Raw genomic sequence first — 14,096 nt, forward strand, 5'->3', positions numbered from 1 at the left:
ACCGGGACCGGCCGGAGCGTGCGGTCGGAGATGGAGCGGCTGCCCCGTCCGATCGCCACCATGCCGGACTGCACCAGCTCGCGGACGCCGAAGGGTTCCAGCACCCGGAGCATGGCCTCGAGTTTCTCGGGATTGCCGGTCGCCTCGATCGTGATCGCGTCCGGTGCCACGTCCACCACCTTCGCACGGAACAGCTGGACGGTCTCCAGCACCTGTCCCCTGGTCAGGGTGTCGGCCTTCACCTTCACCAGCAGCAGTTCGCGCTGAACCGTCTGCGTGGGCTCGAGTTCGACGATCTTGATCACGTTCACCAGCTTGTTCAGCTGCTTGGTGATCTGCTCCAAAGGCTGCTCGTCCACGCTGACCGCGATGGTCATCCGGGACACCTCCGGGTGCTCGGTCGGGCCGACCGCGAGGGAGTCGATGTTGAAGCCCCGCCGCGAGATCAGCGCCGCCACCCGGGCCAGCACACCATGCTTGTTCTCGACCAGGATGCTCAACGTGTGCTTCGACATCACAGCTCCTCCGTGTCCCACTTGGGCGCCATGTCACGCGCGATCCGGATCTCGTCGTTGCTGACGCCGGCGGCGACCATCGGCCAGACCATCGCGTCGCGGTGCACGACGAAGTCGACGACTACCGGCTGGTCGGTCACCGACATCGCCTTGTCGATGGTTGCGTCCACCGACGCCTTGTCGGAGCAGCGCAGCCCGACCCCGCCCATCGCCTCGGCCAGCTTGGCGAAGTCCGGGATCCGGTTCGAGTGCAGGTCGGTGTTGGAGTACCGCTTGTCGTAGAACAGCGTCTGCCACTGCCGGACCATGCCCAGCGACTGGTTGTTGATCACGGCAACCTTGATCGGGATGCCCTCGAGCGCACAGGTGACCAGCTCCTGGTTGGTCATCTGGAAGCAGCCGTCACCGTCGATCGCCCACACGGTCTTGTCCGGCCGGGCCACCTTGGCGCCCATCGCGGCCGGCACCGAGTAGCCCATGGTGCCGAGGCCGCCGGAGTTCAGCCAGTGCCGCGGCTTCTCGAACGGCAGGTAGTGCGCGGACCACATCTGGTGCTGCCCGACACCCGCGGTGTAGATCGTGTCCGGGCCGGCGATCTGGCCGATCCGCTGGATCACGTACTGCGGGGACAGGCTGCCGTCCTCAGGCTCGTCGTACCCGAGCGGGTACTTCTCCCGCACCGACACCAGCTGGTTGCGCCAGGTGTCGTACGACGGGGTCCGGCCACTGTTCGCGATCTCGGTCCGCAGGGCGGCGAGCAGGTCGGTGATGACCTCCTTGCAGTCGCCCACGATCGGCACGTCGGCGGCGCGGTTCTTGCCGATCTCGGCCGGGTCGATGTCGGCGTGGATGACCTTCGCCTCAGGCGCGAACGAGTCCAGCTTGCCGGTCACCCGGTCGTCGAAGCGCGCGCCCAGCGTGATCAGCAGATCGGAACGCTGCAGAGCGCCGACCGCGGAGACCGAACCGTGCATACCCGGCATGCCGAAGTGCAGCTCGTGGGTGTCGGGCAGTGCGCCGCGGGCCATCAGCGTGGTGACGACCGGGATGCCGAGCAGCTCGGCGAGCTCCTTCAGCTCCACCTCCGCCTGCGCGCGGATCACCCCGCCACCGACGTACAGGACCGGCTTCTCGGCGGCGACGATCAGCCGCGCCGCCTCACGCACCTGCTTGGGGTGCGGGCGGGTGACCGGGCGGTACCCGGGCAGCGACAGCTCGGTCGGCCACTGGAAGTCGACCTTGGCCTGCATCGCGTCCTTGGTCACGTCCACCAGGACCGGACCGGGCCGGCCGGTGGAGGCGATGTGGAACGCCTCGGCGATCGTGGTCGCGATGTCGTTCGGGTCGTTGACCAGGAAGTTGTGCTTGGTGATCGGCATCGTGATGCCGCGGATGTCGGCCTCCTGGAAAGCGTCCGTCCCGATCGCGGCACTGGCCACCTGACCGGTGATCGCGACCAGCGGGACCGAGTCCATGTAGGCGTCGGCGATCGGCGTGACCAGGTTGGTCGCGCCCGGGCCGGAGGTCGCCATACAGACCCCCACCTTGCCCGACGCGGCGGCGTACCCCTGCGCGGCGTGGCCGGCGCCCTGCTCGTGACGTACCAGGATGTGGCGGATCTGGGTCGAGTCGAGCATCGGGTCGTACGCCGGGAGGATCGCCCCGCCCGGGATGCCGAAGACGGTGTCCACTCCGGCATGTTCCAGTGCGCGGATCAGAGCCTGTGCCCCGGTCAGCTGCTCACTCATGAGTGCCTTCCCTCAATCCAGTCACGTTGATTGGCCTTGCTTTTCGCGACCGATCCATCCTCGCTCGTGGCCGCTGTCCGGGCGCTACTGGGTCTCAGATAGTCGCCCTGGCAACAAAAAACCCCTTCCGCCGGGTTGGCTGAAGGGGCGCGCTCGACTCGGAGGTCGCGTCAGTCGGCGCGCCGCACAAGTACGAGGAGAATCGATCGCATGTAGGCATTATTCGCCCGCCGACAACCCCCAGGTCAAGTTCAGCCCCGGTCCATCCCACCATCCGAGACGTCCGTCCCATCCCCTGGCACCTCGCCGCCCGGCCCTCGGCGCGGCGCATGTGAACGGATATCCCCTGAAATGGTCCCTTCTCCCCTGAAATAACGAGCAGAGAAGGGGCACTTTGAAGGGTTATCCCCTCAAATTGCCGTGGGGCGGGCAGGGCGGGAGCGGTGGCAGGGCGGGAGCGGGGCGGAGCGGTGGCAGGGCGGGAGCGGGGCGGAGCGGTGGCAGGGCGGGAGCGGGGCGGAGCGGTGGCAGGGCGGTGCGGGGCGGGGTTCGGTCAGCCGCAGGTGGCGCCCTGGGAGGCCGAACCGACCAGGCGGACGTACTTGCCGAGGACGCCCTTGGTGATCGCGGGCTGCTGGGGCGACCAGCCTTCGGTACGGCGGGTCAGTTCGTCGGCGTCGACGTGGAGTTCGAGCGTGCGGTTGGCGACGTCGAGGGTGATCCGGTCGCCGTCGCGGACGAACGCGATCGGCCCGCCGTCGACGGCTTCGGGCGCGACATGGCCGACGCACAACCCCGTCGTACCGCCGGAGAACCGGCCGTCGGTGAGCAGCAGCACGTCCTTGCCGAGGCCGGCGCCCTTGATCGCGCCGGTGACCGCGAGCATCTCGCGCATCCCCGGCCCGCCCTTCGGGCCTTCGTAGCGGATCACGACGACGTCGCCCGGGTTCAGTTCCGGTACGGCGTCCATCGCGGCCCGCTCGCCGTCGAAGACGCGCGCCGTACCCTCGAACACGTCGGAGTCGAACCCGGCGCTCTTCACGACCGCACCTTCGGGCGCGAGCGAGCCGTGCAGGATCGTGATCCCGCCGGTCGGGTGGATCGGCTTGTCCAGCGCGCGGATGATCGCCCCGTCGACGTCCGGCGGCGCGATGTCGGCGAGGTTCTCCGCCATCGTCCTGCCGGTCACGGTGAGGCAGTCGCCGTGCAGGAGACCCGCGTCGAGCAGCGCCCGCATGATCACCGGGATCCCGCCGACGCGGTCGACGTCCGTCATCACATAGCGGCCGAACGGCTTCAGGTCACCCAGGTGCGGGACCTTCTCGCCGACCCGGTTGAAGTCGGCCAGGGTCAGCTCGACCTCGGCCTCGCGCGCGATCGCGAGCAGGTGCAGTACGGCGTTGGTCGAGCCACCGAGCGCCATCACGACGGCGATCGCGTTCTCGAAGGCTTCCTTGGTGAGGATCTGCCGGGCCGTGATCCCCTTCTGCAGAAGGCCGACCACGGCCTCGCCGGACTTGCGCGCGTACCCGTCACGCCGGCGATCCACCGCGGGCGGCGCGGCCGATCCGGGCAGCGACATCCCGAGAGCCTCGGCGGATGCGGCCATCGTGTTGGCGGTGTACATACCACCGCACGCACCTTCACCCGGGCAGATCGCCCGCTCGACCGCGTCGACCTCCTCGCGAGTGATCAGCCCGCGAACACACGCACCGACCGCCTCGAAGGCGTCGATGATCGTCACGTCCTTGTCGCCCAAACGGCCAGGCATGATCGAACCGGCGTACAGGAAGACGGACGCCAGGTCGAGCCGGGCCGCGGCCATCAGCATGCCGGGCAAGGATTTGTCGCAGCCGGCCAGCAGGACCGAGCCGTCGAGACGCTCGGCCTCCATCACGGTCTCGACCGAGTCGGCGATGATCTCGCGGCTGACGAGTGAGTAGTGCATGCCGACATGGCCCATCGAGATGCCGTCGGAGACGCTGATCGTGCCGAACTCCAGCGGGTACCCACCGGCCGCGTGCACGCCCTCCTTGACCGCCTTCGCGAGCCGGTCCAGCGAGAGGTTGCACGGGGTGATCTCGTTCCAGCTCGACGCGACCCCGACCTGTGGCTTCACCCAGTCGTCGTCCCCCATGCCGACCGCTCGGAGCATCCCTCGGCTCGCGGTAGCTTCCAGTCCATCGGTGACAGTGCGGCTGCGGGGCTTCACATCAACCATGGGCCCCACTGTAAACACTTTGCGCCCACGCTTTGGCCTCTCTAGCGTTCGCCGGGTGGATGATCCTTACGGTGACGAGCAACTGGTCGAGCTGTACGACCTCGACAACCCTCCCGGCGACGACACGGGCTACTTCCATGCGGTGGCCGACTCGCTGAAGGCCGCGAAGATCATCGATCTCGGCTGCGGTACCGGGCTGCTCGCGCGCGCACTGGCGGTGGAGGGGCGCGAGGTGATCGGCATCGATCCGAGCCCGACGATGCTCAACTACGCCCGCCGTACGCCGTCGTCCGTCACCTGGATCGACGGTGACGCCGGCGTGATCGAGCCGACCGGCGATGTCGATGTCGTGTTCTGCACCGGGAACACGCTGATGCACATCCCGTCACTCGCCCCGACGTTCGCCGCGATCGCGGGCGCGCTCCGCAAGGGCGGCGTACTGGTCTTCGAGTCGCGGAACCCCGCGGCCCGGGCGTGGGAGTCGTGGACCCGCGAAGCGACGTACGGGGATCGCGACACCCCGATCGGGCACCTCACCGAATGGCTCGACCTCATCGAGGTCAGTGACGACGGGCGCGTCGTCTTCGACGCACACAACCTGTACGACGACGGCCGCGACGACGTCTATCGCAGCGAGCTGTTCTTCCGGTCGGTCGAGGAGATCTCGAAGGCGCTGGAGGAGGCCGGGTTCACCGTCAATGTGTATGCCGGCTGGCACGAGCAGCCGTTCGAGCCGGACTCCCGCCTGATGGTCTTCCGCGCCGAGAAGGCCTAGTCCATCTGCCTCGTGAGGGCGTCGGCGAAACCCGTCAGGCCGCCGACGTAACCCCACGGGACACTCTCGATCCGGCCCTCGGTGCGGGTGGCGTGCTCCATCGCCTCCCGCTTCGCACTCGCCCACTTGAGCGCGAACGCCATCGCCCCGTTGGCCGAGACGTCCGCGGGGTCCGGCGTACGGCCGTCGTTCCACCACTTGCCGCGGGCGGCGAGCAACTGCGGTCGCCGAGCGGTGACGCCGCTCGCGTAGCGCTTCATTCGCTCGACTTTCGTCCGCTCCTTGTCGGAAGCGATCTCGAGCCAGACCTCGTTGAACACGTTGGCCGCGATCGTGCACAGCACGCTGCCCGGCCGCGCCCGCTCGACGACACCGTCGCCGAACTCGATCAGCTCAGCCAACTCGAGACCGGACCACTTCTTCGCCAGCACCTGAACCCGACCGGTGTGCGCTGCGTAGCTGCCTGGGTGACGGACGAGAGCGGCGTGAAAGATCTCCGCCTTGTCCTCCAACTCCGCTTGCAGTCCCAAGGCCGCCCACTGCAGCACCTCCCACGGGACCGCGTCGTCGGCCGCCGAGACGATCGCGCCCTGCAACACCTCGGCCGCCGTACGGAGAATGTCGTGGAACATCGTGAACCGCTGCGCCGACACGTCCTTGGCCCGCTGCGCGGTCCGCACCGCCCACGCCTCGAAGACCAGCGTCTGCCCGTACCAGAGCAGCAGATCCGGATCCTTCGGGTAGGCCTCCAGCCGCAGCTCCAACTGTTCGCTCCGCCCCACCGCCGCCTTGGCGAGGCCGGTGGCGCGGATCGACCGCAGGTTCGTGTTGGCCGGCGTGACCTTGAGCAACGCCAGTCCGGTGGACAGATCTCCCCGCCGTACCGCCGCGTACGCCGCGTCGAGGTCAGCGTCGAGCCAGGCCTGGTCCAGCGTCAGGCCGGACACGTCGACGCCCGGCGCCGCCTTCCGCGAGAAGATCCCCATTCGCGGATGGTAAGACCGTTCCGGCGGCTCTGGACCCCAATTGCACGTTCCTGCAATAAGCTTGACCTACCGCGACTGGCGCGGGTGGGTCACCACCGGGGAGCGGCCGACTACGTGGCGTCGACCGCCTGGGCGCCTCCAGCTTCTGGAGGCCCCTCATGCGCTACGGAATGAACCCCCACCAGCCCGCCACGCTCGCCGTGATCGGAGCCCGCGCTCCGTTCACGGTCGTCGCCGGAAACCCGTCGTACCTCAACGTTCTCGACGCCCTGACCGGCTGGCAACTCGTCCGCGAAGCCGCTGCCGCTTTCGGGGTGCCGGCAGCGGCGTCGTACAAGCACGTCTCCCCCGCCGGCGCCGCCCTCGGTACGTCGGTCGCCGACGCGTACCGCCGCGCCCGCGACGCCGACCCCAAGTCGTCGTACGGCGATTTCGTCGCGGTCTCGCACCCGGTGGATCTTGAACTGGCTGGGGTGCTGCGTCGTGTCGTGAGCGACGGGATCATCGCGCCGGGCTTCGAGCCCGGTGTGGTGGAGATCCTGGCCGCGAAGAAGCGCGGCACGTATCTGGTCCTGGAAGCGGACCCTGCCTTCGAGCCGCCGTTTGAGGAGGTGCGCGAGCTTTACGGTCTCCGGCTGACTCAGCACCGCGACGACCTCCCGCTGACTCGAGACCTCCTGAGCCCAGAGGTCCCATCGGCGGCTGCCGACGACCTCCTGCTCGGCCTGATCGTCGTCCGCTACGCCCAGTCCAACACCGTCGCCCTCTTGAAGGACGGCATGGCCATCGGCATCGGCGCCGGTCAACAATCCCGCGTCGACTGCACCCACCTAGCCGGCCTCAAAGCCGCCTCCTGGCAGTCCCGCCACTCAACCGAGCCCTTGACCGGCGTCTCCATGGTCTCCGACGGCGCCCTCCCCTTCCCCGACAACGTGGAAGAAGCGGCCCACTTCGGCGTAGCCCACATCGCCGAACCCGCCAACTCCATCCGCTCCGACGAAATCGCCGCCGCCTGCCGTGCAGCCAGCATCACCTGGTCTCCCACGGGAGTCCGCCTCTTCCGCCACTGACACGTTCCACTGCGGACCGCCACCACTCACTAACCTTCCCGGCACCTGGTCCCGCACGCTCACGCAGCAGGCGAGAACTCCCCGTCAGAGGCACTTGATGAGTGGGGGCGGTCCGCCTCCGCGCGGCTCAGCCGCCGGCGACGCTGGGGAGGATCAGGAGGTGGTCGCCGTCGGTGAGGGGGGTGTCGGGGCCGGCTAGGTCGCGGACGTTGTCCTGGCCGAGGAAGAGGTTGACGTGCCGCCGGACGGCGCCTTGCTCGTCGATGAGGCGGCGGCGCAGTGGGGCGTCGAGGGCGGTGAGGACGCTGCGGACTGTTGGGTCCGGGCCGGGGTCGACGGTGACGCGCTCGGCGCCGGCCGCGAACGGGCGCAGTACGGGTGGGAGGTCGAGGGTGATCACAGGACCGCGGCCCGCAGGGTGAGTACGTCGGGGAGGTGGCGAGCGACCTCGGTCCAGGTGTCGCCCGCGTCGGCGCTGGCGTAGACGCAGCCGTCGCGGGTGCCGACGTACACGCCGGCCGGGTCGGCGGTGTCGGTGGTCAGCGCGTCGCGCAGGACGGGGACGTAGGAGACGTCGGGCAGGCCGTTGGCCAACGGCTCCCAGGTTGCACCCGCGTCGCGCGAGCGGTAGACGCGGCAGGTGGCGTCGGGAGGAATTCGGTTGCCGTCAGCAACCAGCGGGAACACGTACACGGTGTCGGGTTCGTGCGGGTGCACGGCGATCGGGAAGCCGAAGTCCGACGGCAGTCCGTCCGCGATCGACTTCCAGATCTGACCACCGTCGTCGGACCGGTAGACCCCGTGATGGTTCTGCGCGAACAGCCGCTCCGGTACGGCGGGGTGCCCCGCGAGCTTGTGGACACACTGACCGAACTCCGGATCCGGGTCGGGCAGGAAGTACGCCTTGATCCCGTGATTGGCCGGCGACCACGTCGTACCGCCGTCGGTCGTCTGATAGACCCCGCCGGTCGACATCGCGACGCTCATCCGCGCGGGGTCGGTCGGATGCGGCAGCACCGTGTGGACAGCCTGACCGCCGAAGCCCGCACCCCACTGCTCACGATGCGGGTGGTCCCACAGCCCGCGGACAAGCTCGAACCTCACTCCCCCGTCGGTCGACTTCCACAACGCCGACGGCTGGCTCCCGGCGTACACGACACCAGGCTCGACGCCCGGCTGGATCTGCCACACCCGCTCCAGCGACGCATCCGTCCCCTCGGGGAACCCGATCGCGCCCTCCGGCGGTTCGTCCCAGGTCGCACCGAGGTCGTCGGAGTGGAAGACCGCCGGCCCCCAGTGTTCGCTCGTCCCACCCACGAACAGCCGCGGCCGTTCACCGCGAATGTCGATGCCCACGGCGTACACGCCCTGCATCTCGAACGCGGGCCCGTCGAGCCGCCACTCCCGGCGCGCAGCGTCGCTGCGGCCGATCCAGAGCCCCTTCTTGGTCCCGATCAGCAGTACCGCCTCGGACATCCTTGTCCTCCTACCGTGGCGGCCCGGCCACCACATTGACGAGTGCTTCGCCGCGCACGTAGCGCTCCAGCTGCGCCCGCACCAACCGGGCGACCCGCGGCTCGAACGCCGTCGAGGCACCCCCACGATGCGGGTTGATCAGCACATTCGGAGCAGACCACAGCGGATGCCCCGACGGCAACGGCTCGGGGTCGGTGACGTCGAGCGCCGCGGAGATGCGGCCCGTCGCGAGCTCGGCGATGAGCGCCTCGGTGTTGACGATGACTCCGCGGGCCACGTTCACCAGCAGCGCACCGTCCTTCAGCTGGCTGAGGAACTTCGCGTCGACCATGCCACGCGTCTCGTCAGTCGCCGGAGTCAGCAGTACGACGACATCCGCGCGCGGCAGCAGGTCCGGGAGCTCGCTCACCGGGTGCACGCCCTCACGGGGTCGCCGCGCGACCCGAACCACCTCACACTCGAACCCGGCCAGCCGCCGTTCCAGCGCCTCACCGATCGACCCGTACCCGACGATCAGCACGGTCCGGTCCGCCAGCGAGTCATCCATCTCGCCGTAGTTGTCACCGGGCCACACCCCAAGGTCCTGGTTGCGCACCGCGCGCGGGATCCGCCGGTACGACGCCAGGATCAGCCCGACCGCCAGTTCGGCCGTCGACGCGTCGTGCACACCCCGCGCGTTGCACAAGGTGACGCCCTCCGGCAGATGCGGCAGCACCCCCTCGAACCCGGCGGTCTGCAACTGCACCACCTTCAAGGCCGGCATCGTCGCGAACACCGCAGGGAAGTCCACCGTGCCCATGTACTCGGGCACATAGAACTCAGCCCCATCAGCCTGCGCCGCCACCCCCTCAGGCACCCCACGCAGCACCCGCTCCGGATCCGCCCACGGCAACGACGCCTTCACCACATCACCCATGGGTCCGAACCTACCCCGGCCCACCGGCCGTGACAGAAGTCCCATGCGCCCTCCGAATCACCGTCGTACTCTGATTAGGTGCCTTCGACATCGGAAGCGGCCGCCACGCTCGATCACGATCAGGCGGTAGGGCGGCTGCGGGCGTCGTACCAGCGCATCCCCGTGGGCGAACCGGTCCGGCTGGCGAAGAAGAGTTCGAACCTGTTCCGCCCCCGTACGGCGGTGGAGCGACCGGGGCTGGACGTGTCCGGGCTGACCGGCGTGATCAATGTCGACCCGGTTGCGCGGACGGCCGACGTACAGGGCATGTGCACGTATGAGGACCTGGTCGCGGCGACCCTGCCGCACGGGCTCACGCCGATGGTGGTCCCGCAACTCAAGACGATCACGCTGGGCGGAGCCGTGACAGGGCTCGGGATCGAGTCCTCGTCGTTCCGCGCCGGGCTCCCGCACGAGTCGGTGCTCGAGATGGACATCCTGACCGGCGCTGGTGACGTGGTGACCGCACGGCCTTCCGGTGAGCATGCCGATCTGTTCCGGATGTTCCCGAACTCTTACGGCACGCTCGGGTACGCCACCCGGTTGCGGATCTCCCTCGACCGCATCTCGCCGTACGTCGCCCTGCGCCATGTGCGGGTCGGCCTGGACGAGCTGGCCGGCGCGATCGCGGAGATCGTTGCTAGCGGCACCTACGACGGCGAACCGGTGCACTTCGTCGACGGGGTCGCGTTCAGTCCTTCCGAGGCTTATCTGACGCTCGGCCGCAACAGCGACGCGGTGGCCCCGACGAGTGACTACACCGGCCAGCAGATCTACTACCGCTCCATCCAGCACCGGCAGACCGACGTCCTCACCGCGCACGACTACCTGTGGCGCTGGGACACCGACTGGTTCTGGTGCTCGGCCGCCTTCGGTGCCCAGAACCCTTGGGTACGGCGGTTCTGGCCGCGCCGGTGGCGTCGCAGCGACGTGTTCCACAAGCTCGTCGGCTTCGAGAACCGTCATCACGTCGCGGCCCGGATCAGCGCCCGTCGCGGTCAGCCGCCGCGCGAGCGCGTCGTACAGGATGTCGAGATCCCAGCGGCTTCGTTGGCCGCGTTCCTGCGCTGGTTCGATGCCGAGGTCGGGATGCGGCCGGTGTGGCTGTGCCCGCTCCGCCTGCGTGGGTCCGCTGCGTGGCCGCTGTACCCGCTCGCACCTGGCGAGACCTACGTGAACGTCGGATTCTGGGGCACCGTCCCGATCGCTCCCGATGCCGAGGACGGCGACGTGAACCGCGCGATCGAGGACGCGGTCGCCCGCTTCGGCGGCCACAAGTCGCTCTACTCCGACGCCTACTACGACAGAGACACCTTCGACCGGCTCTACAACGTCCCGGCCCTGACTGAGGTGAAACAACGCTACGACCCGGACGCCCGGCTCACCGGGCTCTACGAAAAGGCGGTGACGCGCCGATGACGACGCTCGCAACCCAGGTATCCATCGCAGACGCCCTCACAACCGTGACCCCGGACGGCCTCCCGTTCCGCTTCACGGCGTACGACGGCAGCGCCACCGGCCCGGTGGACTCGCCCATCCACATGCATCTGGCGACCGAACGCGGCCTGTCCTACGTACTCACAGCCCCCGGCGACCTCGGCCTCGTCCGCGCCTACGTCATGGGCGACCTCGAGATCACCGGCATCCACCCGGCGAACCCGTACGAGTTCATGCGGATGATGCTCAATCAGGTCCACTTCGAACGCCCCACCCCCGCCGAAGCCCTCCGCATCGTCCGCGGCCTCGGCTGGTCCCACCTGAAGCCGCCCCCGCCCCCACCCCAGGAACACCTCCCCAAGTGGCGCCGTACCTTCGAGGGTCTTCGCCACTCCAGGCTGCGTGACAAGGCCGCCATCCACCACCACTACGACGTCTCCAACACGTTCTACGAGTGGATCCTCGGCCCCTCGATGACCTACACCTGCGCCGTTTATCCCACTGCGGATGCATCGCTGGAGGAAGCGCAGTACGAGAAATACGACCTGGTCGCGCGGAAATTGGATCTGCGTCCTGGCATGCGGTTGCTCGACGTCGGCTGCGGCTGGGGCGGCATGGTCCGCCACGCCGCCCGCGAGTACGGCGTACAGGCCCTAGGCGTCACGCTGTCCGCCGAACAAGCCCACTGGGCCAACGAGGCCATCAAACGCGAAGGCCTCGAAGACCTCGCCGAAGTCCGCTTCCTCGACTACCGCGACGTCCCCGAACGCGACTTCGACGCCATCAGCTCCATCGGCCTCACCGAACACATCGGCGTCCGCAACTATCCCTCCTACTTCGGCTTCCTCCTGGACCGCCTCAAGCCCGGCGGCCGCCTCCTCAACCACTCCATCACCCGCCCCGACAACCGCTTCCGCTCCACCGGCGCCTTCATCGACCGCTACATCTTTCCCGACGGCGAGCTCATCGGCTCCGGCCGCATCATCGCCGAAGCCCAGGACGCCGGCTTCGAAGTCCGGCACTCCGAAAACCTCCGCGAACACTACGCACTCACCTTGGGCGCCTGGTCCGAAAACCTCCAAGCCCACTGGGACGACGCGGTGGCCGAGGTCGGCCCCGCCACAGCCAAAATCTGGGGCCTCTACCTAGCGGCCTGCCGCGTCGGCTTCGAACGCAACAACACCCAACTCCACCAATTCCTAGCCGTAAAACTAGACGGCGCCAACGCCCACTTCCCCCTCCGCCCCACCTGGCTCAGCTAGTAGAACGGCCTCGCTTTCTGCTCCGGCACGGCAGCCGGAGCAGAAAGCGAGAGGCTGTCAGTTGCTGTACCTGGCTGATGGGGGCCAAGGCTTCGCGCCCGGAGCAAGGACCTTCAGGCATTCGAGAGGATGCGACGCCATCACAGCGAACTCAATCGCATCGTCAACACCCCTGCCCAGCTCCCAGATCCATCCCACTCCGGTCGCCACCACCCAACCCTCATCACGCACGAACACACTCGAGTAGCTGAGCCATTCGCCAAACGGATACCAGTTGCCACCCAGCTCCCGCTCCAACTCCTCGGCGAGCGCCCGGTGACCCGATCCTGCCAAAACCGGATCAACCGTCAGCGGCTCATCGTTCGAGAAGTTCGGCCCCTCAATCACCGCCGGCCCCACCGAGAGTCCGCCGAACGAGCTCAGAGCCTGCGCGGCAACCTCACTGACTCGGTACCCCTGCGCATCAAGCTCGGCCACCCACGCCGAGATATCGATCGAACGATCCTGACGCCATCCAGCGCCAACCAACTCATCGAACACGCGGGCAGAAAACCTTGACCCATCAGTCACCACAGCCACCTACGATCCCCGAGTCGACCCCGAACACAAGAACACGCGACCGAGGCAGGCATCTTACAACACCTCAGAGAACTAGAATCGCCACAGTGCTCCTGAAAATCAGATGCTGATAACCACTCGATGAATTCAGCAACGCCGTCGTCATCGAGCCGAAATTCTTCACCCACCAGCCAGAGGCCTATATCAACTCGGGCGGCGCTGGCCAATAGCTAGACGATTCAAGTCGCCGACGCTTCCTGCTCGACCACACCAAGCCATCGCTCGGCTGCAGAGCGAGTACCGTCATCACCACTGGCCGTTTCGACAATTCGCCGAGCTCGCCTGAGAAGCGTAGGTGCACGACGAGCGTCAGGAACAACGCTGAAGTCGATCGAAACCTCTCCTACGTCGCACCGCAGGACGACATTGCCATCGACCGAAATCATCACAAACGCTGGACGATTCTCCCGGTAACCAAAGAGTTGCGATGCGGCACCGGCGCCCACAATATCCCAGACATCCCGCAACTCGACCACAGCCCACCACAGCCCACGACCTTCATCATCGGATTTGATTGCGGTCAGGAATCGCTTGTCAACCGAATCGAAAAGTCGTGCACGGCTCGCCAATTGATACCAGGTCGCGTTCGCCTTAGCTCGCAACTCCGGGTCATCCAAGGCAACCGCATCCCCATATGCGTCGTCTTCCGACGAACTGCTTCCGGCAAAGGTAGCCAGTCGGGGAGGAATCAGAGGGGTAGCCGGGTCAATCCACCCAACAAAGCGAAGTCCCACCTCCGCCAGCAACCCCGCGAGAACAAACTCATCCATATTCAACGATTCTCAATCGCTACCCGGAGGGTTGGAGCCTGCAATCGGCGCACTATACATCGATCCCCTACGCTACAGTCCCCGAAAACCAAAGAGCTATCTCCAAAGAGCTATCTCCAAGGGGGATCACCTGATTATAGTTATGCGATCCATCGCCAAGCCGCCAGAAGTAGGCGATATTCCCGCCGCGGTCTACTGTGATGCGGGCCTGACGGCGATAGCAGCGAACTCCAAGACATCTCAGCAATTCCATTCATGCTCAG

General features: G+C 67.4%; 12 protein-coding genes, 1 pseudogene and 1 riboswitch. Of the genes and pseudogenes, 4 read left to right on the top strand and 9 right to left on the bottom strand.

Going from position 1 to position 14,096, the window contains the following annotated elements; all coding sequences use genetic code 11:
* Positions 1–11: 11 nt before the first annotated feature.
* The 3 genes and pseudogenes from ilvN to ilvD form a co-directional block, all read right to left on the bottom strand.
* Positions 12–515: pseudogene (ilvN, locus tag ACIA49_RS27520) on the bottom strand (acetolactate synthase small subunit); the annotation flags it as partial.
* Entirely contained in the window at positions 515–2,263 is a 1,749-nt protein-coding gene (locus ACIA49_RS27525) for an acetolactate synthase large subunit (protein WP_396380212.1), read from the bottom strand. The gene ACIA49_RS27525 and the pseudogene ilvN, both read right to left, overlap by 1 nt.
* A 553-nt stretch (positions 2,264–2,816) precedes the next feature.
* Positions 2,817–4,484 (bottom strand): dihydroxy-acid dehydratase, encoded by a 1,668-nt coding sequence (gene ilvD / locus ACIA49_RS27530; protein WP_396380213.1) that lies wholly within the window; start codon positions 4,482–4,484, stop codon positions 2,817–2,819.
* Between the two features lie 55 nt (positions 4,485–4,539).
* Between ilvD and ACIA49_RS27535 the strand changes: the two genes are divergently transcribed.
* The gene (locus ACIA49_RS27535; protein ID WP_396380214.1) at positions 4,540–5,259 is read left to right on the top strand and encodes a class I SAM-dependent methyltransferase; all 720 of its coding nucleotides are present in this window, start codon (positions 4,540–4,542) and stop codon (positions 5,257–5,259) included.
* Here the strand turns inward: ACIA49_RS27535 and ACIA49_RS27540 are convergent.
* Entirely contained in the window at positions 5,256–6,245 is a 990-nt protein-coding gene (locus ACIA49_RS27540; protein ID WP_396380215.1) for a hypothetical protein, read from the bottom strand. The genes ACIA49_RS27535 and ACIA49_RS27540 overlap by 4 nt on opposite strands.
* Before the next feature lie 61 nt (positions 6,246–6,306).
* Positions 6,307–6,386: riboswitch (ZMP/ZTP riboswitch) on the top strand.
* 17 nt (positions 6,387–6,403) lie between these two features.
* On the opposite strand from ACIA49_RS27540, the gene ACIA49_RS27545 reads away from it, so the two are divergent.
* Positions 6,404–7,315 (top strand): 5-aminoimidazole-4-carboxamide ribonucleotide transformylase, encoded by a 912-nt coding sequence (locus tag ACIA49_RS27545; RefSeq protein WP_396380216.1) that lies wholly within the window; start codon positions 6,404–6,406, stop codon positions 7,313–7,315.
* A gap of 127 nt (positions 7,316–7,442) precedes the next feature.
* On the opposite strand, the gene ACIA49_RS27550 is transcribed toward ACIA49_RS27545, so the two are convergent.
* The 3 genes from ACIA49_RS27550 to ACIA49_RS27560 are packed head-to-tail and all read right to left on the bottom strand — an operon-like array spanning position 7,443 to position 9,707.
* Positions 7,443–7,715, bottom strand: coding sequence for a MoaD/ThiS family protein (locus ACIA49_RS27550; RefSeq protein WP_396380217.1), 273 nt, complete (start codon positions 7,713–7,715; stop codon positions 7,443–7,445).
* Positions 7,712–8,791: a WD40/YVTN/BNR-like repeat-containing protein gene (locus tag ACIA49_RS27555; RefSeq protein WP_396380218.1), complete on the bottom strand. Its 1,080-nt coding sequence runs from the start codon at positions 8,789–8,791 to the stop codon at positions 7,712–7,714. Before ACIA49_RS27555 ends, ACIA49_RS27550 begins: the two co-directional genes overlap by 4 nt.
* A gap of 10 nt (positions 8,792–8,801) precedes the next feature.
* Positions 8,802–9,707: a 2-hydroxyacid dehydrogenase gene (locus ACIA49_RS27560; protein ID WP_396380219.1), complete on the bottom strand. Its 906-nt coding sequence runs from the start codon at positions 9,705–9,707 to the stop codon at positions 8,802–8,804.
* A 78-nt stretch (positions 9,708–9,785) separates the two neighbouring features.
* Between ACIA49_RS27560 and ACIA49_RS27565 the strand changes: the two genes are divergently transcribed.
* Both ACIA49_RS27565 and ACIA49_RS27570 read left to right on the top strand, forming a co-directional pair.
* Complete coding sequence (locus ACIA49_RS27565; RefSeq protein ID WP_396380220.1) at positions 9,786–11,165, top strand: FAD-binding oxidoreductase; 1,380 nt, start codon at positions 9,786–9,788, stop codon at positions 11,163–11,165.
* Positions 11,162–12,445, top strand: a complete 1,284-nt coding sequence (locus ACIA49_RS27570) for a class I SAM-dependent methyltransferase (RefSeq protein WP_396380221.1) — start codon at positions 11,162–11,164, stop codon at positions 12,443–12,445. Before ACIA49_RS27565 ends, ACIA49_RS27570 begins: the two co-directional genes overlap by 4 nt.
* Positions 12,446–12,502: 57 nt before the next feature.
* On the opposite strand, the gene ACIA49_RS27575 is transcribed toward ACIA49_RS27570, so the two are convergent.
* Positions 12,503–12,985 (bottom strand): SUKH-3 domain-containing protein, encoded by a 483-nt coding sequence (locus ACIA49_RS27575; protein WP_396380222.1) that lies wholly within the window; start codon positions 12,983–12,985, stop codon positions 12,503–12,505.
* 257 nt (positions 12,986–13,242) lie between these two features.
* Positions 13,243–13,833, bottom strand: a complete 591-nt coding sequence (locus ACIA49_RS27580; protein ID WP_396380223.1) for a hypothetical protein — start codon at positions 13,831–13,833, stop codon at positions 13,243–13,245.
* Between the last annotated feature and the right edge of the window lie 263 nt (positions 13,834–14,096).

It is taken from the genome of Kribbella sp. NPDC051587 (assembly GCF_044453945.1).
In the GTDB taxonomy this organism is placed as follows: Bacteria; Actinomycetota; Actinomycetes; order Propionibacteriales; family Kribbellaceae; genus Kribbella.